Origin of the sequence: Legionella parisiensis, assembly GCF_001467945.1 — a bacterium.
Lineage (GTDB): Bacteria > Pseudomonadota > Gammaproteobacteria > Legionellales > Legionellaceae > Legionella > Legionella parisiensis.
This window is the reverse complement of the sequence record NZ_LNYQ01000013.1, coordinates 2034743-2056684: the sequence shown is the minus strand read 5'-3', so window position 1 is coordinate 2056684 and position 21942 is coordinate 2034743. Positions and strand designations below refer to the sequence as shown.

The window sequence follows — 21942 nt, the reverse complement described above, 5'->3', positions numbered from 1 at the left end:
TTCTGATATTTAACAAATACGCGCTATTTAAATAAGAGTCTAACGCTGATTATTTCGGCGTTCATCCTCTACCAATTACTTCCTTATGCTGTAAAACCACCTTTGTTTTTGAGGAGGTTAGATTTCCTCCTAAAGCTTTATAAAGATTAATTTGAGTTACTTGAAGTCGAACCATATTTTGTAAGTAAGCAAACTCTATGGAATTCAATTCTTCTTCTGCACGAAGTACTGTATTAAAATCAGAAGAGCCTTTGTGATAAGCAGCTCGAGCTAATTTTGAAGCAAGACGTTTTTGTTTTACTGCACGCTTGAGATGGCTGAGCCCTTTTTTATAATGCTGAAAAAAATCATATTGCGTTTCAACTTCATGCAATGCACGCATTACAGTAATTTGATACTGGATGACTGCAATAATTTTTTCACGTTTTCGTAACTCAATGCTGTTGAATAAATTGATATTGAACAAGGGTGCTCCGAAAGTCCCATAGAGCCTCGACTCGGGATTTTGTACAGTGAAAAAATTACGGGCAGTAATAATACTGCCCGCAATAGTTTGAGTTTGCCATCCTAATAACCATCCTACAGTAATTTGAGGTAATAAATTCGTCATGGCAATGCGAATATTAGCATGAGAAGTCGCTATCCGTCGTTCCGCTGCTCTAATATCTGGTCGTCGACGCAAAAGATCAGCAGGGATTCCCAGATTAATATTTTGAGTGATTTGAGGAATCGGTTTAGGTGGTAATAATTTTTTTGCCAGAACCCCTGGATTATTTCCAGTTAATAATTCTATTTTGTGCAGTAGGGCGGTGATGTATGCTTTATTCAGTTCTAATTCAGCTGATTGCGTTTCAATTAATCCATCTTGTTGCGATAGATTCAAGTAACTAGCATATCCTGCTTTATAGCGGGACTTAATAAATTGGAGTGTTTGTTTGTTGCTTGAAATATTATTGAGTAATACTCTGCTTTTTGCCTGCGCTTCGCGTAACTCCAAGTAGGAGGAAGCAATTTCTGAGTATAAATTAATCAAGGAAAAATCTAGGTCTGCTTGTTCAGCTTGTAAATTTGCTTTCGCCATTTGGTTCATTTGGCGGTGTTTTCCAAACAAATCAGGATCTAAAGAACCACTTAACGCGATCAGTTGGTTGATATTAAATCCTGTCCCAGTGGGGGGAGAGGCAGTAAGAGCTAATGATGGCAATAATTGTGCTACAGCTACAGCGTGTTGGGCTCTTGCTACATTTACTCTTGCTTGTGCCATTTTTAAATTTAAACTATAGACTGCTTTTTGTTCAATCAGATCGTTTAGCACGGGGTCGTGAAAATTACGCCACCAAGCCTCTTCATTTTTTACTAAACTGGCACGCTGCATATTGTGCCCCCAGCTGGATGGCATAGGGGTACTAGGCGGAACATATTTTGGACCTATGGAACATCCATTTAGAAATAAAGTAACAATTAATGTAAAATAAGAAGTATAATATTTCATCGGCAGGTCAAGTCTTCTTTTTAACAGTAATATGGGCATCAAGTTGTCGACCTGCAGCAAGATCAGGGTGATCCTTTCGATTAAAAAAGTATAAAGCTTCTTGTACTCGCGCGTTGAGACGATCATTAGTAATAATGTAGCGCTCAAGTTGAATAAAGGTTAAAGGAATCTTAAGCTTATTCTCTGTTAAATAAACGGAGGCCTCAGGAGAGTATTTTTTAGCATCGCGTTCCTCTATAGAAATTCGAACAATCACTTTTTGATCATCTCCTAAGAGTATGACCTGGCTTCCTGCTCCTACAAACTCATCAACATGCGCATTAACTTGTAAAACAATTCCATCTTTGGGCGAGGCAATGTTAAATTGATTGAGTGCTAATTCTGCATTTCTAAGATTCGCTTTTGCAGCATCTAAACTGTGTTGTAATTGTTTGATTTGAATTCTACCCATTTTCACATCATATTCTTTTTCTCGTAATTCAGCTGGATTAATAGCTCGCTTATCAATACTCTTTAAGCGTCTTAATTGAGATTGGAGATGTTTTAAGTTTTTTGTTTGAATCATGAAATTATTTTTTGCTTGTTGAAGCGCAATCTGACTGACGGTTACATTATGTAGCCCTATGGTGTCATCGAGTGAAAATAAAATATCTCCCTTTTTTACCATCTGACCCACTGTAACATTTATCTTTTTTACAATTCCACTTTGAATGCTAGGAACATGAGTCATGTCGTTTCCGGAGTCAAGAATCGCTGGTGCAATTATTTCTTCTTTTGCAGCAACTGGAGCCGATATATTTTGAGGCATTATCATTTTTCGACTTAATAAAAACGATAAGCATAAGCCAATGATCAAAAGTAACAGAAAACTGGCACACATAATTTTTCTTTTCATACTGTTTCCTTTCGATAAATTACTTGATAATCATTTAATCCTTTAAACTCAAGTATTGTGTCCGCATGTGACATAATACGATAATCATGAGTAGAAATTAAAAAAGTACATCCGTACATTTGAGCGTATTCCCGTATCAACGAAAAAACCAAGTCAGTACTATCCCGATCCAAATTGCTTGTGGGTTCATCACAAAGAATTAAACGGGGGGCGCGAATTAAAGCACGTCCCATCGCTATTCTTTGTTTTTGTCCACCAGATAGAGTATCTAATTTAGAATGAATATGGATTTCAAGCCCTAAACGAATCATCAGTTGTTTTGCTTTCTGATGGGCTTTCTCAGGTGACTCTCCATCAATCAACAATGGCAATGCTATATTTTCAAGGGCAGACAAGGCTGGAAATAAATGAAGATGTTGAAAAAGGAAGCTGATATGGGCGGCACGAAAAGCAACTTTTTTTTTCGGTGACATTTTATTAAGGTCATTCCCGGATACTGAACAAGTTCCCTGATCAGGAGAAAGAATCCCTCCAGCGATCATGAGCAACGTTGTTTTTCCACATCCAGATGCACCCATTAACATGCCTATTTCACCTGGTTGAAGTGCTAATGAAAAATTATCTAATACAGAAAGCGTTGTGGTACCTGTCTTGTAGGTTTTGCCAATGCCCATGCAATGTAAGACAGGAGATTCCCTGGTGTCCATTAATTTGAGTCGCGACATAATTCTACCGTATCCAAACGTAAGACTTTTAAGATAGCAAAATAAGATGAAAAAACAATGATTATTGTCGATCCTAATGCACCTAATAAAATGATCTGCCAGGTTAGATGGAATGCAACAGTAGTATCATGAAAAATAAATCCAAATAGGGATGTTAATGTTAGCCCAAGAATATAACCCAATCCACCTATAATAGAGGCTTGGAATAATACCATGTTGATTAATGATGAACTGGAAACTCCTAACATTTTCAACATGCCAAATTGGTGAAGATTGGTTAAAACAAAATTAGTGAAAATCTGCCACATCATAACAAGTCCAATAACAAACCCAACAATGGCTATGGCAATAAATGCAATAATAATAGGAGTTTTTTCACGAAAAAATTTATTGGCGCGATCGACGAATTGTGATGGGGTTAATGGCAGGAAACCCGTTGCATTGCGTATGGCATAGGCGACTTGATAGAGATTATATGAAGGTTTTATTTTCACTAAAATAAAAGAAGGCTTATTAGAAATATTGGGAATATGATTGCTCGTGATATAGGCTTTAGGCTCGTACATATAAGTACGTAGCGGTTTTGTAATTCCTGTTATTACCCACTTATTTCGTCCTTCAAGCAATTTATCACCAAGCTGAAGTGATTTTTTATTTGATGTTTCAAACTGTTTTAACGCATAACCATCAATGATCATTGAGTTAGCACGGTGGATTGTGGAGCGAGTACCCGCAATCATGGTTTCTGGCAAGCCAAAAAGAGTATCAGGATCTACACCAATTAGCTCCCATGTGGTAGTTTTCGAAGTTTTAGGGTGAATCATCGTTTGCCAAGTTCGATATATTTGTTTCGCCCAGAGTACTCCTGGAATACTACGAACACGATAGACATCTATAGGTCCAAAACGAACAGGATCAGCAAATGTAAACGAGGTGTCATTCATAACCCATAAATCCACTCCAGTGATCGCTCGAATTGGTGCTACAACACGGTCGGTCACTCCTTGGTAAATAGCCGGTTGTTGCATGATAATGAAGGCAGAAAATGTCGCGCCGACCACCATGCCAATAAACTTGCGTTTACTGTTCACGAGCATTTTAAAAGCGACTGAAAACAAATTGATATGTGTTACATTAAATAATGAGTGAGCTATTTTACGAATCATTTCTCTAAACTTGGTGCTCTGAGGCAACCCTAATATGTTTATCCTTAACCATAACAGCACTAAGTAGTTTAAACATACCCTTTAGATAGTACAAGCTATTTGAAATATTTAATGAGGTCCTTTTCATAAATATATATTATACAACCAGTTAACATAATTTATTCATACGATGACTTAGGTGTTGTATGTATTTTTGTCGAATGTTGTTGTATAGTCTCAATCTGGATGTGTACTTGTTAGGGAATGAAATGGGTCGGTCTTTATCAAAAAATCACCCTGCACAGATGTTTTTAATGTTATGGCGTCACCATAATCTTATTTTTCAACTCATTAAGCGAGATATCTTAATGAGATATCGTGGTTCTTTTGCAGGAGTATTATGGCTAATACTCGCTCCTTTACTCATGCTAGGACTTTATACGCTCGTATTTAGTGTTTTTATGCGTATCCAATGGCCCGGTGTTACTAATAACCTGATGTATTCATTACTGATCTATGTTGGTTTAATTATTTTGAATTTTTTTTCTGAATGTATGAATCGTTCCCCTATTATGATTGTAAGTAATGCAAATTTTGTAAAAAAAGTGGTTTTTCCTATTGAAATTTTTCCATGGGTGATCGTCGGAACAACTCTTTTTCACGCAATAATTAATACGTTAATATTAGTAGCCTTTTCTTTCTTTTTATTAGGCAAAATTAACCTAACGATTTTATTGCTGCCTTTTTTGTTTCTCCCTCTAATTTTCTTTACTTTAGGTCTGAGTTGGTTTCTTTGTTCGGCAGGGGTATATATAAGAGATATTGCTCATCTGATGGCATTTCTTTTACAAATCGTGATGTATCTTTCGCCTGTTTTCTATTCAATTAGTATGTTACCTGAGATGTTTCAAAAGATTTTACTCCTCAACCCATTAACTTTTATAATTGAACAAGCTCGAAGTCTTGTTATTTTTGGAAAATTTCCCCAATGGAGCACTCTGAGTGTCTTTTTTGTAATTAGTATGGGTGTTGCCTATATAGGATTTCTCGGATTTCAGAAAACAAAAGATGGTTTTGCAGATGTATTGTAGACTGAAATCATCCTTTATTTAATTGATAGTGTAGAGAAGGGCTTTTTTTAAGGGAGCCAAATTTTCAAATAATTACTTTAGGCCTTGCTTACATTTCGCTAGATTGAGCCATAATAGCCTGGGCCCCGAAGCGGGGCATACACCAGTATGTGAGCATCGGAAGGCAGAAAATTAGTATAGTTTGACCAAGATAGTAGAAATATAACAGAGACTACTATCTAAAAATTTACGCGGGAATTGTGTTGTGACATGTGTGATACTTTTCATTACTCAAAAAATCCTGGTACGTTTTTACAATTCCTTCTCGTAAAGGAGTCTGCGCCACCCAGCCAAGCTCTTTCATGCGATCAATATTTAATAGTTTCCGTGGTGTGCCATCAGGTTTCTCCGGATCAAATGCGATAGTTCCAGTAAATCCGATCACATCCATGATGAGTTCAGCCAACATGTGTATACTCACATCCATCCCACTACCAATATTAAAGATACCCTGAGCAGCAGGATGCTCCATAAGAAAAACACAAGCATCCGCCATATCATCTACATAAAGGAATTCTCGTTTAGGCCTACCTGTACCCCAAATAAAAAGATGTGCATCATTTCGCAATTTTGCTTCATGTGTTTTGCGGATTAAGGCGGGTAACACGTGGCTATTATGCAAATCATAATTATCATTGGGACCATAGAGGTTCGTTGGCATGGTACATACATAATGCGTCCCATACTGACGGTTATAACTTTCGCAGAGCTTTATTCCGGCAATTTTAGCTATGGCATAAGGTTCATTTGTTTGTTCTAAAGAACCAGTTAATAAATAGTCTTCACATATCGGCTGAGGGCAGTCTCGTGGGTAAATGCAACTGGAGCCCAAAAACAATAATCGCTGAATACCAGTTCGCCAAGCAGCATGAATTACGTTGGTTTGTATCATTAAATTTTGATAAATAAATTCAGCACGATAATAATTATTGGCATGAATTCCACCGACTTTTGCAGCTGCTAAAAAAACATAATCTGGCTTTTCTTTCTTAAAGAATGACATGACATCTGCTTGATTCGTAAGATCCAATTCAGCACGGCTACGAAGCAGTAAATTCTTATATCCTTTTTCTTGCAATTGTCGAACTATAGCTGAACCCACCATACCGTGGTGACCAGCAACATAAATTTTTGATGAAGTATTTATCGTCGCATCTTTATTCGTGATAATCATAGGCTGCAAATCCATGTTGTTTTACTAACTCATCGCGTTGCGCTATTTTGAGATCTTCGAGCATCATTTCAGAGACTAATGATTGGAAGCTGGTTTTGGGGATCCAACCTAATTTTTCTCTTGCTTTAGTAGCATCGCCTAACAAATTATCTACTTCTGAAGGACGGAAATAACGCGGATCAACGCATATAATCTTGTTACCATTTTCGTCACAACCAATTTCTTTATCATTTTCACCGTGCCAAGTAATGTTAATATTGACTACTTGTGCGGCTGCCTCTACAAACTCTCTGACACTAAATTGTTGGCCCGTAGCAATTACGAAATCTTCCGGTTGTTCTTGCTGCAGCATGAGCCATTGCATTTCCACATAATCCCGTGCATGTCCCCAATCCCGCATGGCATCTAAATTTCCTAAATAGAGACATTTTTGTAAACCCAGCTTAATTCTTGCCAGAGCCCGTGTAATTTTGCGAGTTACAAAAGTTTCGCCGCGGATTGGACTTTCATGATTAAATAAAATTCCATTGCACGCATAGATACCGTAGGCTTCCCGGTAATTAACAGTGATCCAATAAGCATAAAGTTTGGCAACAGCATAGGGGCTGCGCGGATAAAAGGGGGTGCTTTCTTTTTGTGGCACTTCTTGCACCAAACCATAAAGTTCTGATGTAGATGCTTGATAGAAACGAGTTTTGTCATTCAGTTTAAGCAAACGAATGGCCTCTAGGATTCTTAATGTGCCAATACCATCCGCATTAGCTGTGTATTCTGGTGTTTCAAAACTGACCGCAACATGACTCATTGCAGCAAGATTATAAATTTCATCTGGCTGAATCTCCTGAATAATGCGAATCAAATTCGTAGAATCGGTGAGATCCCCATGATGCAAAATAAATCTTCGATTCTCTAGATGAACATCTTGGTAGAGATGATCAATCCTATCGGTATTGAATAAAGAGGAGCGACGTTTTATTCCATGAACTTCGTAGCCTTTATGAAGTAAAAGCTCTGCCAAGTAGGTTCCATCTTGTCCTGTAATTCCAGTAATTAATGCTTTTTTCATTTTTTCCCTTACGAAATACTTTTCTTAAAGTAAGTTATATTCCATTGCCTTTTGTAATTTTAAGCACGTCCATAATTATCTTGAAAGCGAACAATATCATCTTCCCCTAGATATTCACCGCTTTGTATTTCAATCATTACTAAATCAATCACACCTGGATTTTCTAAACGATGTTGATGACCTGCTGGAATGTAAGTAGATTCGTTGGTATTGACAAAAAAAGTCTCCTCACCATTTATTACCTTGGCCATACCACTTACCACTACCCAATGTTCGTTGCGGTGATGATGCATTTGCAGGCTTAGACTCGCTCCTGGTTTGACTTCAATACGTTTAATTTTGAAACGATGGCTTTCTTCCAACACCGTGTAAGTACCCCATGGGCGATGAACAGTACGATGCAACTTATGTGCTTCATGTCCTTGCATTTTGAGTTGTGTATAAATGTGTTTGACATCCTGTGCGCGGGATTTATCAGCCACCAACAATGCATCGGGTGTATCAATGATAATGAGGTTTTCAACTCCAACCGCACCTACAAGGCGCTCATCACTTTGAATATAACAGTTAGCAACATCATGCAAAAAAGCTTCACCTTCAATTCGGTTCCCTTGATTATCTGCTTCAACCAGATCACCTAATGTGGCCCATGAACCTACATCTGTCCAGTTGATATCACAGGGAACTACAGAGATTTCTGACGATTTTTCCATCAAAGCATAGTCAATTGAAATGTCCGGTACTAAATTAAAACTTGCTGCATCCAGTTCAAGTTGGCTAAATCCTTTTCCTTCAGCATGACTGGATTGATCAATGCAATGTTTGGCTGAAGATAAAATAGTAGGGCAATATTTTTCCATTAACTGGAGCACGCTCTCCACAGTAAAAAGAAACATGCCGGAATTCCACAGGAAACGATTCGTTTCCAAATAAGTTTGCGCTTTCTCGAATGAAGGTTTTTCAATGAAACGGAGTACTTGTGAACCTTCTGCTTCGATATAACCATAAGCAGTACTCGGTGCATCGGGTTGAATTCCAAAAGTGACTAATTGACCTTGCATTGCCAATTCACTGGCTTGTGCTACCGCGTTTTGAAAAGCATCTTGATCATGAATTAAATGATCTGCTGCCAATACCAGCATCAAAATATTTTCACCGTATATTTTGTTAATTTGCAGAGCTGCAATAGCAATGGCGGCCGCTGTGTTCCGACCAAAAGGTTCTAAAATAAAAGAAGTTGAAACGGCATTTTTATTAATCGCCCGATATTCGTCTTCAATTTTAAAAAATAACTCACGATGGGTTACTGTCATTACCTCTTTTACTTCGGGTAAGAGGGATGCACGTAAAAACGCTTTTTGTAATAAGCTCTGTCCATCATGTATTCGGATAAAAGGTTTTGGATGTAATTCTCGAGAGACTGGCCAAAGGCGCGAACCCGCACCACCACAAAGAATTATCGGTATTAACTGCATAAAACTTCCCCTGTATTTTGATTACATGCCTTTGTTTTTTACTAAATGGTACATTTAGCCTGCTCGTTAATGTAATTTAATTTTACTAAATTGTCGATGGATCAAGGGACGTTTCTTTTTTAAAAATTTTAAATTGCACAAAAGAATCAAGTACATTAGAATTTGCAACCATAAGTTAGAGGGACTTAAATAAACTTAACTCGTTGCACAATTCGAGTCAAAATAAGGGAAACTATGTCATCCAAGACAAAAAAGCCAGGAAGTTTTTTTACTATTTGTCTTTCTTTAAAATCTTTTTTATATATTGCACTAAGAGCGAGATATTGCGTTGGAAGAAACTTGTGTTGATTCGGTGGAAATAAGGAGTGATCCCCATGTACTTGTTGCCTTTTGAAAGCGCTTGCTAGAAAAAAATATTAGTCACAGTATATGCGGCTCGCAGGTGGAAAGCTTATTTTACATCATTTTATTGACTATTAAAGGGATGTTATCATGTTGTTTACCACCCCAATATTTTTATTTTTCTTTCTACCGATTTTTATCTCCCTATATTATCTATGTCCAGCTCACGGTGAATGGCGCAACTTATTTGCCCTGATGGGAAGTATTGCCTTTTTTTCTTGGGGGGAACCTGTGTATGTGCTTTTTTTGCTGGCTTTTGTTTATTTTGATTATATTATATCAAAAGCGATATCTGAAGCATCATCTCTATCATTGGCGAGAAAAAAAATACTTCTATGTTTGGGTATCGTTCTTAATGTAAGCCTATTGATTGTATTCAAATATACTGCATTTATACTCAATGATATTTTGTATCCATTGAAATTATACCATGGCGATCTGCCTCAAGGCACAGGGCCTTTATTATTAGGAATTTCTTTTATCACCTTCCATAAGATCAGTTATTTGGTAGATAGTTACAAGGGTAGGGCTACACCTCCGAGAAATTTTTACGATTGTGCGCTGTATATTTTTTTATTCCCTCAACTGATTGCAGGGCCAATTATCAGATATCATGATATTGGTAACCAAATTCAAAAAAGAACATATCATAGTTCATTGTTTTTAGTAGGATTTTTTCGTTTTTGTGTCGGATTTTCAAAAAAAATATTAATTGCTGATCAGTTAGGCTTCGTTGCTGATCGTGTTTTTTCTCTCCCTATGCATGAATTGTCTTTAGGTGTGGCATGGGGAGGAGCATTTTCTTATATGCTGCAAATTTATTTTGATTTTTCTGGGTACTCTGATATGGCTATTGGTTTAGGTGCTATGATGGGTTTTCGTTTTCCCGAAAATTTTAATCAACCTTATTTATCAAAAAGTATTAGTGAATTTTGGCGACGATGGCATATAAGTTTATCTAGCTGGATGCGTTTGTATTTGTACATTCCTCTTGGGGGAAATCGAACCTCTAAATTTAGAGCCTTTATTAATCTATGGATTGTTTTTCTAATTTCTGGTCTCTGGCACGGTGCGAATTGGACTTTTATAACATGGGGGGCCTATTATGGTTTTTTCCTTTGCTTGGAAAAATATTGTTCCGAGCTCTATCCCAATCTAAAGGCTTATTTTCCTGATTTACTACGCTTTATTATGACCATGGCCATTGTTTTATTTGGCTGGGTACTTTTTAGAGCTCCTACATTGACATATGCCCTTGGTTTTATAAAGGTGATGTTGGGCATTACTTCGTTGAAATTTAATCCTCACCCTTGGGGTTTATTAATTGGTAATCGTGATCTATTTTTATTATTTCTTGGTTCCATTATCGCATTTTTTAAAGTTCCTGGAACTACATTACGTTTACCAACATGGTGGCATAGTGCTTGGAGCGATACTATGGTGTTACAAGGTATTAGAGAGCAATCATTTCTATTTGCTGCGACTTTGGTTTTGTTAGTATTGGCAACTATGGGGATGTTTAGTTCAGATTATACTCCTTTTCTTTATTTCAGGTTTTAGATCATGAAGAGCAAAGAAAAGGTATTTACCCGAATATTTTCAATTATCATCGTATTGTTGTTGTGTCTGCCTCTCCTTCAATCAGCTTTTCATGTATTCTATGAAAAACCGTTGTATGGTTATGTGGAAAAAAATTTGGATAAACCCCATGGTTTAGCAGGGAATTGGTTTAATAGAAAATGGCAAAAATATTGGGAAAACCTGTTTAATGAAAAATTAGGATTTAGGACCACTCTCATTCGCGGTTTTAATGAGTTATCTTTTCGTCTTTTTTCAGAGATGCCGCGCCTAAATCTTTATTCGACCAAAGAGCATGGCCTATACAGCAAAATGTCGATTGACCAATTAAATTATGAATATACTAATCGCAAGAATTTAATAAGGTCTTATGATGAATTTGCCAAAAAACTTCAGGTACTTCAGCAATTGCTTGCAGCTAATGGTAAACATTTTGTTGTTGTGATTAGTAGCTCCAAAGCTTATGTCCATCCCCAAGGGCTAGGCAAAAAGTTATTGGTTTCTACCGATAAAAATCTATTTCGAAAAATAGCGAGTCTTGGTCATGCGTTGAAAAAGCAAGGAGTGAATGTCGTTGATTCTGGACCGTTTTTGCGTAAACTTTATCATAAAAAGGCTATTGAAACCCATGCTAATACAGGGTTTCATTGGAACTATTATGCAGGATGCATGGTTGCTGAGCAGCTATTTTCTAATGCCAAGAAGACATTAATAGATATTCCTAAGCTTGAATGCGGCGAACCAATTTACAAAAATCCAGAACTGGTTGATTTGGATGGCATATGGCTGTTGAATGCATTTTCCAGTGTCAATTTAGCAAAACCCAGCCCATACCCTCAACCAACAGCACGATTTTCTGCTAATTACCAACCTAAAATCCTTCTTGTAGGCGATAGTTTTATGGATCAGATTATATATGCACTGGATCGTTCGAACGCTTATAAAGACTTAGTTTCCTCACGTTACTTCCAAACCCGAACAGTTCATAAACCTGAACGCATCACTTTCTCTTTTAACGATTTTCCATCATTGACCGCAAAACAGATCCAGGGGGATATCTTATACGATGTGATGAAGAGCGATTTAATTGTATTACAAATGGTGGATTACAATATTAATCATTTCGGGTATGGGTTTGTAGATACTTTGTTGGAACGATTAAATTCCGAGGTTCAGCCTCATTCCATACCCCCTATAGCCGAGCTAAAAATTATTAACGTTCTTAATGCATATCCTCAGGAAAAGAGTGAGGAAAATTGGTGGTATTGGGTTAAGGATAAAATTATCTTCCAATTAAATCCTCTGGATATATTTTTAGATATGAAAAATACAAGATTATATTTTGAGTACGATCTTCATGGTGCACAACAATTAATTGTTTATTTGAAAGGAAAGGGTATTAAGCATAAAATTATTATTGACCATCCTACAAACGGAAAGAGGGCGGTCTATGATAAAATACTTGATATCCCTCCTGCATTGTTAACGAAAGTTATCATTATGACAAATGGGGAAGCAACTCGTTTAGGTGAAGCTGATTCCAGAATTGCTGCTTATGCCATTTTTAATTTAAAAATTACTCCAAGGAGTGGTAATGCGATTATTTAATTTTTTAGGATAAAATAGTAAAAACAATGCACTACAAATAAATGAGCACCGAATAGCAAAGGAAAAGGTAGCCTCAAAAAATTCATATTTTCTCCGAGTATTTACAGTTGCTGTCAATTTTAAAGGGTAAATTCCTTAAGAATGTTTTTGTCGTCAAATGCAAGTAATCGCTTTTGAATTTTTTCGGGATGATATTTTTCGTTGTATTTTGCTGTTCCTAATTAAAAAAGTACATAAGGCATGGTTAGATTAAAAGAACTGGAAGAAGGAGAGATGTTGATAATGTATTTTATTTTATCTATAACAGCTAATAAGATAATAAACATAGCAACTCCCTTTGTGATGTGACCAGATTTCCAGAAGCTAATATAAGGCTTTAAGGTTAAACACAAAATGATTAGATACTAAATAAATTCCATGTAATTCACCCCAAATAATAAAAGTCCGCTCAGCACCATGCCACATACCACCCAATAGCCTAGTTGTCATCAGGTTAAGATACCGTCTAGATAAACCACGACGATCGCCGCCCAGGGGAATGTATAAATAATCTCTTAGAAATTTAGATAAGGTCAAATGCCATCTGCGCTAAATTCGATAATATTGGTGGATTTATAGGGAGAATAAAAATTTAGAGGAAGTCTGATATTAAATAAAAGCGATAAACCAATGGCCATATCCGAATACCTGAAAAATCAAAAAATAGCTGCAATGAATATGCTAAAACACCACACCAACTGTTTCCAAAGGTTAAAGATTGGCTATTATTTGCGGCAGAAAATACAGTATTAGCATAAACAGCAAAGGAGTCTGCTAAAACAATTTTTTTAGCTAGCCCAAATACAAAAAAAGTAAGTCCGACAGAAATATTTTGCGTATTATTTTTAAAAACATTGTTTGCAAACCGCGACATCATTTGTTTGTGGTGTAAGATTGGACCGGCGATTAGATGAGGAAAATACGTTATAAAAGTAAGTGATGTATGAAATTATGTTCTTTTGTAATCCTTTTATATACATCCACTAAAAAAGCAATTTGTGTAAATGTAAAAAAGAAACTCCAATCGGTAAAATGATGTTTAAGTCAGTAAAATCAGTTCCAAAAAAGCCATTGGAAACACTCATAAAAAATTAACATACTTGTAATATATTAATATTATGATATCGATTGAAATGGCAAAATTAATGCCGTTTTTTTATATATTACAGTTCTTGCAATTAAGTAACTTGTCATATAGTTAAAAATTACTGACATTAATAGTAATGTTAAAAATTTAACATTCCACATTGAATAAAATACTAAATTAGCTAACACTAACCAAAATTCAGCCAATCTATTATTATATTTGGCAAAAAAACGTACCGAGGAAAACAATAGGAAGATACATAAGGATAAAAACAAATGAATTAAATAACATTCTACTTCCTCATTTAAAAACCAATTCATTCTCTGTCGGGGCAAGGGAGAAGTCTCCCTTACCACCAAACAACCTAAAATTAAAAATTAAATTTCAGACGCATCTGTCTATTGGTCTAATGTGATTAAAAAAGCAATGTCTTAAATAAACGCGCTTGAAAGCCGCGTGACTTGGACATCAACCATTTTTTTTATCATGTCTTCAAAATTTACCGATGGCCACCAATTCAAAAGTCGACGTGCTTTGGAAGTATCCGCAACAGTCGGTGAGGTTTCTAAAGGGCGAATCAGGGCCGGATCACTGATTACATGTTCTTGCCAGTCTTTGTCCACATGTTGGTATGCGATAGCACAAATTTCAGCCAGGGTGTGCAACCTTCCTGTACCAATCACAAAGTCCTCGGGTTTGTCATGTTGCAGCATGAGCCACATCGCGTGCACAAAATCTGGTGCATAACCCCAGTCACGTGCAACATTTAAATTACCTAGTGCTAATTTACCTTGCGAAACAAGTGCAAGACCTCTTTCGTTAACCTCGGGTGAGTTATTAATGCCGAGCTTAGCACAGGCCGCGCCATAAGCTATCTTTTGAGTAAGAAAATGAAGGGGGCGACGCTCGCTTTCGTGATTGAACAAAATACCATTAACAATAAATAACCCATAGCTCTCGCGGTAGATACGCATCATCTGATGGCTAAATACTTTAGAAGCAGCGTAAGGATTGCTTGGATTAAAAGGCGTTTCTTCATTTTGAGGGGACATTGTAGTGTGTCCAAACATTTCTGAAGATGACGCATGGTAGCATCGTGATTCAGGGCATAACCGACGCAAAGCTTCTAAGAGATGAATCGTTCCCATGCCATTCGCATTCAATGTCTGATGTACTTGTGTCCAAGATTGGCCAGGGCGTGATTGCGATGCGAGATGGTAGATTTCATCGGGTCTTGAAAGGTCAACTGCAGCAGAAATATCCGCTTCATTGGCGATATCCCCATAGAGCATCTGCACATTGCCCAGTGGTTCTGAGCTCTCTCGGATACTAGACTGAGATGTTTTACGAGCAAAACCAAATACTTGGTACCCTTTCTTTAACAACAACTCTTTGAGAAAAAAACCATCTTGGCCATTAATCCCTGTGATCAAAGCACGTCGCATAAAGACCTCACCTACTTAAACTATTTTAGCATCCCATTAAAAACTTTTGTCTTGTTTTTTGCACAGTTTATTTGTAAAGCCGCAATAGAGTCTCTTATTGAATTTAAGAAGTCAATCTTTCTGTGAGTCTTAATTATGATTACCCTTTGATTTTATTGATTCTTAATGAACTTTATATTATCTTAAAAAGTGGTTGAAACCTGAGGTGTATTGGGTTTTAAAAGTGGAGAAAGGATTTGCGGATGTACTTTAAATGATTTATTACTTTGTAACCATTAAAGATAATTGTCACGATCCTCAAATAATAAGATATCAAAATATATTGAGAACATACCCGTGACTTCTGAAATTGTTATTGATGTTGTTAACGTTAGCAAACGCTATGAGTCTTACTCAAAACCTCAAGACAGATTGAAGCAGGTTATAATGCCACGCCTATACCAAACAGGCGCATCTTTAGGAATTGCCAAAAATAAAAAGCCAATTTATTTCCGTGAGTTCTGGGCATTACAAAATGTATCGGTTCAAGTTCGTAGAGGAGAGACCTTTGGAATCATTGGCCGTAATGGCAGCGGAAAAAGCACATTACTGCAAATTATTGCGGGAATTTTAACCCCAACAAGCGGAAGCGTTACCGCTAAGGGGCGGCTAGCGGCACTCTTGGAGTTAGGTAGTGGCTTTAATCCAGAATTTACAGGCAAAGAGAATATTTTTCTTAATGGATATATATTAGGCCTCAATCAAACAGAAATTCAGCAACGATATGAGCAGATTGTCGAGTTTGCTGATATTGGTGACTTCATTAATCAACCTGTAAAAACCTATTCGAGCGGAATGTTTGTGCGACTTGCTTTTGCAGTTCAAGCACATGTTAATGCGGATATCGTTATTATTGACGAAGCACTCGCTGTAGGCGATATATTTTTCCGTCAAAAATGTTATACCCATTTAGAAAAATTGAAAGAATCCGGTACCGTCATATTATTAGTGTCCCATTCTATGAATGAAATAGAACAGCACTGCGAACGAGCAATTTTATTGGAAAATGGTTTACCATTTTTTCTTGGTAGTGCTATTGACGCTACAAAACACTACTATTTATTGCACCAACCTAGTGGTAAAGAAACAAAACAATTTACAACAAATCAACTTAGTTCAGAGCAGCGCACACAAAAGAAGATCAATACGAATAAAGCAGATATTTGGGATGACAATTCCATATTTTTAGATGCGTCACGACTACATCAAGTGACCAATCATAATGCCAAATGCACACGTTATGTTCTATGCGACAGTTCGGGTAATCCGTGTACCCGATTTTCTCAAGGCGATGTAGCAGTTTTTTATTATGAATTTCTTTTATTACAGTCGATTCCTATCCCGCTAGGGGGCATTGTCATTCGAAATGATAAGGGCATCATTGTTCATGGTAAGGGTTCTTTAGAATACGATGTTGATGTTTCTTCCGAACAGTTCAAAGCAGGAACGCTGATTCGTTGTCAGCAAATGGTCACCTTACAATTACAACCCGGTGAATACAGCTTTGACATAGGTTTGGCTAGCATCAACTCTAAAAGCTATAAAGATAAGTCTTTTTTAAACCATGATGAGCTATTCAATCAGATTATTCGAATTTGCCATTTATCTGATGTTGGCATTCTGAGTATAGGGATGCGTACTGGCGACCGTGTTGGCTCTCAATTAACTCACCATGGAATTGCTGATTTGCCTGGAAAATTTATGTTTGCTTTTGCAGAATGCGATGAAAAATTATCGTTAGCTCAACAAGTTCAGATATCTACTGTTTAATGAAAAAATTTTGCTACAAGGAGGAAAATTGATGCAAACGATAATTTTATCACCGGAAGAAATCATTAGTGGTTATGATAAAGTGAGTATTTTATATCCATTCATTCCTTCTCTTAGCCATTGGCGTTCCTGGGAATATGCAGCTTATCAGAAATATGACCTTTCAGGGCGTATACTTGATATTGGGTGTGGAGATGGTGCTTATTTCCGACTTCTCTGGCCACATGCTACACATGTTGTCGGCATTGATATTAATGAGGAAGTGGCTGAATTAGCAAGAAATAGTGGCGTTTATAAGCAGGTTCATACAACAGCCGCTCATCATATTCCCGAAGAAAATGAAACCTTTGATCATGTTTTTGCTAATTGTTCTTTAGAACATATGGATTATATAGATGATGTTTTAGCCGAACTCTTTCGCTGTTTAAAACCTGAAGGTACTTTATTGTGTAGTGTGGTTACTAATCGTTTCATTGAATGGTGTTTATTACCTGATTTCTTAGAAAAAGCAAGTTTTTCTGATGCGGCTCGCTCCATAAGGGATAGGTTTGTTGATTTTCATCATGTCGTTAATCCGTTTACTGTTAACACATGGAGAGAAAAATTTACTAACAATGGTTTCAGCATTCAAGAGCATGTGCCTATTTTACCTCGATTCAATAGTAGCCTTTTTTTATTTATTGATAATATCTGGCATACAAGGGAAAATTCTGGTGGGGAAATAGGGGATATTATTTATCCATTTCTTTCTACAAATCCAAAATTTCCGGACGCATTTAGAAAAATTATTGAAGCATTCCTAGAGCTAGAAACAGATAGGCAAGATTGTAGTGGTTCTGTATTTCTTCTAAAAAAATTTTCTTGACATAATGTATTTGCATATCAAATTGCAGGATGGGTTGATTAGGGCGCCTTTTATCGAAACTTTCCCTAGCGCCTTGCTTACCATCAAGGACAATTAGTTTGCAAGAATACTAATAAAGGCACTGCACAAAAATAAAGGAATTGAAATGAGAACATGTTGGTGTGGGACTACAAACAAATTAAATGAATTTGGACCAGATTATGGATTCTGTCCAGAATGCCAGACTCTGGTTTCTCAAAGCGGACTTGATGATGAGGCGTTACTCGTTAAGGATGATGAAACAGATTTTTATGGAAAAAAATATTGGATTGATCACCAGACCCAAGATCTAGAACAAGCAGATATCTTTACTCGCTCCCGGGGTGATTTAATTGAAAGAAACTTACATTGGATGGAGACCTTACTCAAATATCAAAGTCCTCCTGCCAAAGTGCTGGAAATAGGTTGTTGCCACGGCAGCTTTGTTGCGTTGATGAAACAAGCAGGTTATACAGCGTGTGGATTGGAACTCAGTCCTTGGGTTATTGAATTTGGTCAACATGTTTTTGATATTCCTATATTGCTAGGGCCTGTTGAACAAGCAAACCTTGAGCCGGCAAGTTTTGATGTCATTGCATTAATGGATGTGCTTGAGCATTTACCTGACCCGGAACAAACAATGCGGCATTGCCTTCAGTTACTTAAGCCTGGGGGGTGCTTAATCATTCAAACGCCTCAATTCCAAGAAAATGATGTATATGAAGATTTGGAAGCTACTAAATCGCCTTTTTTACAACAGTTAAAACATGATGAGCATCTTTATTTATTCAGTGAAACATCAATCCAGCGATTGTTTTCTAAATTAGGAGCAAATTATATTGCATTTGAGCCGGCAATATTTGCTCACTATGATATGTTCCTGGTTGTTAGTCGCCAACCTTTAAATCCTCATTCTCAAGATGAGATTCAAAAGAGCCTTCTTGCAACTGCAAGTGGAAGAATGACCTTAGCATTATTAGATCTTCGTTCTGATTTTTTGAAGTGCCAGAATTCATTAACTGAAGTAGAAGCTGATCGTGCTGAACGCGGGAAACACATTCAATTATTGACCACATGGCTTAATGATGCCCGTCAAGAAGTAGAGGTTCTTCAAGAGTATAAAACAAATGCGGATGCCCAAATTAACTCATTGTCCACATGGCTTAATGATGCCCGCCAAGAAGTAAAAGTTCTTGAAGAATATAAAACAAATGCTGATGCCCAAATCCACTCATTGACCACATGGCTCAACAGTGCTCGCCAAGAAGTGGGAGTCCTTGAAGAGTATAAAAAAAATGCGGATGCTCAAATCCAATCATTGACTACATGGCTTATTGAAGCCCGTAACGAAGTAAAAGTTTATGAAGAGTATAAAGCAAATGTGGATGCCCAAGTTCACTCATTGACAGCCCAGCTTACCGACGCACAGAATTTGCTCTCCTTGCCGCTGATAAAAATTGCTCTTAAGGTTATCAACATATGGAATAACCTTTTTACTAGAATACAATTTTCTAAGGGAATTAAAAATGAAGCAGGAGAATAATCTGCCAAAAATTTCTATTGTGACGCCCTCATTTAACCAAGGCCCTTTTCTTCGGCAATGTATCGAGTCTGTACTCTCGCAAAATTATCCGAACTTAGAATATATTGTTATTGATGGTGGATCCCATGATGATTCACTATCAATTATTCATGAATTTGAGCCCCATTTTGCTTATTGGGTAAGTGAGCCAGATAAAGGGCAAAGCGATGCAATAAATAAAGGATTCATGAAAGCATCGGGAGAGTTGGTTGCCTGGATCAATTCCGATGATTACTATTTTCCAGGCGCATTTTTAAAAGTAATCAATGCTTATCAAATAAATCCACACGCTCCATTTTTTTTCGGGGATGGATTTCGAGTTTCGGAAGCGGGGGAAGTATTGGCTCATTTTTTTCCCAAAAATAGTTTGACTTTCGACCGTCAGGCATTAGTTATGGGTTTGAACTATATTTTACAGCCTTCAACGTTCATGAACCGTCATTGTTTAGAACAAATAGGTTATCTTAATACAGAATTAGAGTATGGAATGGATTCTGATTTGTGGATGCGGCTTTCAGCATTGGGTGAGCCTCAAGCTGTTGATGCTGTTTTGTCTGCAAGCCGAGAATATGCTGCGACTAAAACTTCTCTGGGGTCGTTTAAACGCATAGAAGAACTTCGACGAATCTCAATGCAGCATTCGGGATTAGAGATGACCCCCGGTGTGCTGTGCTATATGTTTGATACCTTGTATAAATTTGCAAAAAATAACGAAAATATATTTCCTGGATGGTATCAACAAGACATCATGAAGCTTTGGGAAAAAACAGGGCAATTGATGGCTCAATTTAATGTAAGAAGTGATGGTTTCCCACAAAGATCGCCATAAGCCTCCAATACAAAGTAAATCAATAGACGTAAATTTTTCGATACAGCAACATAGCGATAATTAATGAATATATTAGATACAAAAATATCTGAAGTGAAAATTATTGAACCTCGTGTTTATGGAGATGAGCGTGGTTTTTTTTATGAATCATTTCAAGCTGCACGATATACAGCATTACTTGGCATACGAGATACTTTTGTTCAGGATAACTTATCGAGGTCGTGTAAAGGGGTTTTGCGAGGATTACATTACCAATATCAGCATACACAGGGAAAATTGGTTTCTGTTTTGGCTGGAGAAGTCTTTGATGTGGCTGTTGATATCAGGTTAGGCTCACCTACTTTTGGATTGTGGGTGGGGGTAATTCTTTCTGGACAAAATAAGCGCCAGCTTTGGATTCCCAAAGGTTTTGCCCATGGCTTTTATGTATTAAGCCCTACAGCTGATTTTTTTTATAAATGTACGGACTTTTATCATCCCGAAAGTGAGTTGTCGATTAATTATCGAGATCCTAAATTAGCTATCGATTGGCCTCTGACTGATGATGTGCAGCTCTCTGCAAAAGATGTCCAAGCAAGTTTTTTAGAGTCTGTTGATCACCAATTTTTGCCGAGATTTCAATGAGAATATTAGTTATAGGGGCTAATGGTCAAGTTGGTTCAGAAATTATTCGTCTGTTTATGTCAACAGAACATCAAATACTTACATTGACTAGAAGTGAATTTGATTGCGTTCATGTCAGTGAAGTGAACGCAACTCTTTCTTCGCTTCAACCTGAACTGATTATTAATGCATCTGCATATACGGCTGTAGATAAAGCTGAAGATGAAGTGATATTGGCTCATGTGATTAACGCAGAGTTTGTACAGCAGTTAGCCTTGTATTGTGCACAAAAGAAAATAGCTTTAATTCATTTGTCCACGGATTATGTTTTTGATGGTACTAAAAAAAGTGCTTATTGCGAAACAGATAGCACCGGTCCCCAAGGCGCTTACGCTCAATCCAAGTTAGCAGGTGAGCAAGCCATTATATCACTACTCAAAGAGCATATTATTTTACGAGTAAGTTGGGTGTTCGGGATTTATGGGGCTAATTTTGTAAAAACAATTTTAAAATTGGCCTCATCTACAGAGGAGCTGAGCGTTGTTTCTGATCAATGGGGTAGGCCAACTGCAGCGCAAGATATCGCCAGAGTACTACAAGCAATTGTAGCGAAAATAAGTACGCCGACTTTCAATGAGTGGGGAGTTTACCATTATGCTGGAACGGGTGTAACTAACTGGTATGAATTTTCACGTTTTTTTATTGATCTTGCCAAGAAGAAGGGAATGAGCTTGGCGCTTGTCCATTTAAAGCCCATAAAATCGGAAGAGTATGTAACTAAAGCAGTAAGGCCAAAAAATTCAGTTTTAGATACAACAAAAATCGAACAAATATTAAGTATTCAATGTCAGAGTTGGAAGGATTATTTGCCGGAAGTAGTGGAGCATTTCATAGAACATAACATCTCATAAAGAATCACTTGCCAGCAGCCTATTTAGATTTTTACTGCAAGCAGATGACTTAGACGTACTCCTA

19 protein-coding genes are annotated in these 21942 nt (G+C 37.1%); 9 read left to right on the top strand and 10 right to left on the bottom strand.

Going from position 1 to position 21942, the window contains the following annotated elements; translation table 11 throughout:
* Positions 1 to 61 precede the first annotated feature (61 nt).
* The 4 genes from Lpar_RS15165 to Lpar_RS15150 are packed head-to-tail and all read right to left on the bottom strand — an operon-like array spanning position 62 to position 4278.
* Positions 62 to 1492, bottom strand: coding sequence for an efflux transporter outer membrane subunit (locus tag Lpar_RS15165; RefSeq protein ID WP_162264349.1), 1431 nt, complete (start codon positions 1490 to 1492; stop codon positions 62 to 64).
* A gap of 7 nt (positions 1493 to 1499) precedes the next feature.
* A complete protein-coding gene (locus Lpar_RS15160; RefSeq protein WP_058518710.1) occupies positions 1500 to 2387 on the bottom strand; it encodes an efflux RND transporter periplasmic adaptor subunit in 888 nt (295 codons plus the stop codon).
* Positions 2384 to 3112: an ABC transporter ATP-binding protein gene (locus tag Lpar_RS15155; RefSeq protein ID WP_082650401.1), complete on the bottom strand. Its 729-nt coding sequence runs from the start codon at positions 3110 to 3112 to the stop codon at positions 2384 to 2386. The genes Lpar_RS15160 and Lpar_RS15155 overlap by 4 nt, the downstream gene beginning before the upstream one ends.
* Positions 3094 to 4278, bottom strand: coding sequence for an ABC transporter permease (locus Lpar_RS15150; RefSeq protein ID WP_058518708.1), 1185 nt, complete (start codon positions 4276 to 4278; stop codon positions 3094 to 3096). Before Lpar_RS15150 ends, Lpar_RS15155 begins: the two co-directional genes overlap by 19 nt.
* 185 nt (positions 4279 to 4463) lie before the next feature.
* On the opposite strand from Lpar_RS15150, the gene Lpar_RS15145 reads away from it, so the two are divergent.
* Positions 4464 to 5348, top strand: coding sequence for an ABC transporter permease (locus tag Lpar_RS15145; protein ID WP_237759425.1), 885 nt, complete (start codon positions 4464 to 4466; stop codon positions 5346 to 5348).
* A gap of 226 nt (positions 5349 to 5574) precedes the next feature.
* Here Lpar_RS15145 and fcl read toward each other — a convergent pair whose 3' ends face one another.
* Genes fcl through Lpar_RS15130 form a run of 3 tightly spaced genes read right to left on the bottom strand, consistent with a single transcriptional unit; the run spans position 5575 to position 9102 of the window.
* A complete protein-coding gene (fcl, locus tag Lpar_RS15140) occupies positions 5575 to 6561 on the bottom strand; it encodes a GDP-L-fucose synthase (protein WP_165482422.1) in 987 nt (328 codons plus the stop codon).
* Entirely contained in the window at positions 6545 to 7627 is a 1083-nt protein-coding gene (gene gmd, locus Lpar_RS15135) for a GDP-mannose 4,6-dehydratase (protein ID WP_058518707.1), read from the bottom strand. Before gmd ends, fcl begins: the two co-directional genes overlap by 17 nt.
* Before the next feature lie 59 nt (positions 7628 to 7686).
* Positions 7687 to 9102: a mannose-1-phosphate guanylyltransferase/mannose-6-phosphate isomerase gene (locus Lpar_RS15130; protein WP_058518706.1), complete on the bottom strand. Its 1416-nt coding sequence runs from the start codon at positions 9100 to 9102 to the stop codon at positions 7687 to 7689.
* 492 nt (positions 9103 to 9594) lie between these two features.
* Between Lpar_RS15130 and Lpar_RS15125 the strand changes: the two genes are divergently transcribed.
* Both Lpar_RS15125 and Lpar_RS15120 read left to right on the top strand, forming a co-directional pair.
* Complete coding sequence (locus Lpar_RS15125) at positions 9595 to 11064, top strand: MBOAT family O-acyltransferase (protein ID WP_058518705.1); 1470 nt, start codon at positions 9595 to 9597, stop codon at positions 11062 to 11064.
* A 3-nt stretch (positions 11065 to 11067) separates the two neighbouring features.
* Positions 11068 to 12690, top strand: a complete 1623-nt coding sequence (locus tag Lpar_RS15120; RefSeq protein WP_058518704.1) for an alginate O-acetyltransferase AlgX-related protein — start codon at positions 11068 to 11070, stop codon at positions 12688 to 12690.
* Positions 12691 to 13053: 363 nt separating this feature from the next.
* Here the strand turns inward: Lpar_RS15120 and Lpar_RS19710 are convergent, their stop codons facing one another.
* The 3 genes from Lpar_RS19710 to Lpar_RS15105 all read right to left on the bottom strand — a co-directional run bounded on the left by Lpar_RS19710 (position 13054) and on the right by Lpar_RS15105 (position 15261).
* Positions 13054 to 13266, bottom strand: a complete 213-nt coding sequence (locus Lpar_RS19710) for an MBOAT family O-acyltransferase (RefSeq protein WP_082650400.1) — start codon at positions 13264 to 13266, stop codon at positions 13054 to 13056.
* 55 nt (positions 13267 to 13321) lie between these two features.
* On the bottom strand, positions 13322 to 13657 hold the full coding sequence (locus Lpar_RS19705; protein WP_082650399.1) for an MBOAT family O-acyltransferase: 336 nt from the start codon (positions 13655 to 13657) through the stop codon (positions 13322 to 13324).
* A gap of 590 nt (positions 13658 to 14247) precedes the next feature.
* The gene (locus Lpar_RS15105) at positions 14248 to 15261 is read right to left on the bottom strand and encodes a GDP-mannose 4,6-dehydratase (RefSeq protein WP_058518701.1); all 1014 of its coding nucleotides are present in this window, start codon (positions 15259 to 15261) and stop codon (positions 14248 to 14250) included.
* Positions 15262 to 15597: 336 nt separating this feature from the next.
* Here Lpar_RS15105 and Lpar_RS15100 point away from each other — a divergent pair, with 336 nt between their 5' ends.
* From Lpar_RS15100 to rfbD, 6 genes are all read left to right on the top strand, one after another.
* Positions 15598 to 17070, top strand: a complete 1473-nt coding sequence (locus Lpar_RS15100; RefSeq protein WP_065236081.1) for an ABC transporter ATP-binding protein — start codon at positions 15598 to 15600, stop codon at positions 17068 to 17070.
* 31 nt (positions 17071 to 17101) lie between these two features.
* Entirely contained in the window at positions 17102 to 17935 is an 834-nt protein-coding gene (locus tag Lpar_RS15095; protein ID WP_058518700.1) for a class I SAM-dependent methyltransferase, read from the top strand.
* A gap of 145 nt (positions 17936 to 18080) precedes the next feature.
* On the top strand, positions 18081 to 19496 hold the full coding sequence (locus Lpar_RS15090; protein ID WP_058518699.1) for a class I SAM-dependent methyltransferase: 1416 nt from the start codon (positions 18081 to 18083) through the stop codon (positions 19494 to 19496).
* A complete protein-coding gene (locus Lpar_RS19450; protein ID WP_058518698.1) occupies positions 19480 to 20364 on the top strand; it encodes a glycosyltransferase family 2 protein in 885 nt (294 codons plus the stop codon). The genes Lpar_RS15090 and Lpar_RS19450 overlap by 17 nt, the downstream gene beginning before the upstream one ends.
* A 63-nt stretch (positions 20365 to 20427) precedes the next feature.
* The gene (gene rfbC / locus Lpar_RS15080; protein ID WP_058518697.1) at positions 20428 to 20988 is read left to right on the top strand and encodes a dTDP-4-dehydrorhamnose 3,5-epimerase; all 561 of its coding nucleotides are present in this window, start codon (positions 20428 to 20430) and stop codon (positions 20986 to 20988) included.
* Positions 20985 to 21878 carry a dTDP-4-dehydrorhamnose reductase gene (gene rfbD / locus Lpar_RS15075; protein ID WP_058518696.1) on the top strand — a complete coding sequence of 298 codons (894 nt, stop codon included), beginning with the start codon at positions 20985 to 20987 and terminating at the stop codon, positions 21876 to 21878. Before rfbC ends, rfbD begins: the two co-directional genes overlap by 4 nt.
* The last annotated feature ends 64 nt before the right edge of the window (positions 21879 to 21942 follow it).

Bases quoted from the DNA above. Each gene is read 5' to 3' on its own strand.
- Lpar_RS15165 (WP_162264349.1), bottom strand. From the start codon at position 1,492: ATGAAATATTATACTTCTTATTTTACATTAATTGTTACTTTATTTCTA.
- Lpar_RS15160 (WP_058518710.1), bottom strand. From the start codon at position 2,387: ATGAAAAGAAAAATTATGTGTGCCAGTTTTCTGTTACTTTTGATCATT.
- Lpar_RS15155 (WP_082650401.1), bottom strand. From the start codon at position 3,112: ATGTCGCGACTCAAATTAATGGACACCAGGGAATCTCCTGTCTTACAT.
- Lpar_RS15150 (WP_058518708.1), bottom strand. From the start codon at position 4,278: ATGATTCGTAAAATAGCTCACTCATTATTTAATGTAACACATATCAAT.
- Lpar_RS15145 (WP_237759425.1), top strand. From the start codon at position 4,464: ATGTATTTTTGTCGAATGTTGTTGTATAGTCTCAATCTGGATGTGTAC.
- fcl (WP_165482422.1), bottom strand. From the start codon at position 6,561: ATGATTATCACGAATAAAGATGCGACGATAAATACTTCATCAAAAATT.
- gmd (WP_058518707.1), bottom strand. From the start codon at position 7,627: ATGAAAAAAGCATTAATTACTGGAATTACAGGACAAGATGGAACCTAC.
- Lpar_RS15130 (WP_058518706.1), bottom strand. From the start codon at position 9,102: ATGCAGTTAATACCGATAATTCTTTGTGGTGGTGCGGGTTCGCGCCTT.
- Lpar_RS15125 (WP_058518705.1), top strand. From the start codon at position 9,595: ATGTTGTTTACCACCCCAATATTTTTATTTTTCTTTCTACCGATTTTT.
- Lpar_RS15120 (WP_058518704.1), top strand. From the start codon at position 11,068: ATGAAGAGCAAAGAAAAGGTATTTACCCGAATATTTTCAATTATCATC.
- Lpar_RS15105 (WP_058518701.1), bottom strand. From the start codon at position 15,261: ATGCGACGTGCTTTGATCACAGGGATTAATGGCCAAGATGGTTTTTTT.
- Lpar_RS15095 (WP_058518700.1), top strand. From the start codon at position 17,102: ATGCAAACGATAATTTTATCACCGGAAGAAATCATTAGTGGTTATGAT.
- Lpar_RS15090 (WP_058518699.1), top strand. From the start codon at position 18,081: ATGAGAACATGTTGGTGTGGGACTACAAACAAATTAAATGAATTTGGA.
- Lpar_RS19450 (WP_058518698.1), top strand. From the start codon at position 19,480: ATGAAGCAGGAGAATAATCTGCCAAAAATTTCTATTGTGACGCCCTCA.
- rfbC (WP_058518697.1), top strand. From the start codon at position 20,428: ATGAATATATTAGATACAAAAATATCTGAAGTGAAAATTATTGAACCT.
- rfbD (WP_058518696.1), top strand. From the start codon at position 20,985: ATGAGAATATTAGTTATAGGGGCTAATGGTCAAGTTGGTTCAGAAATT.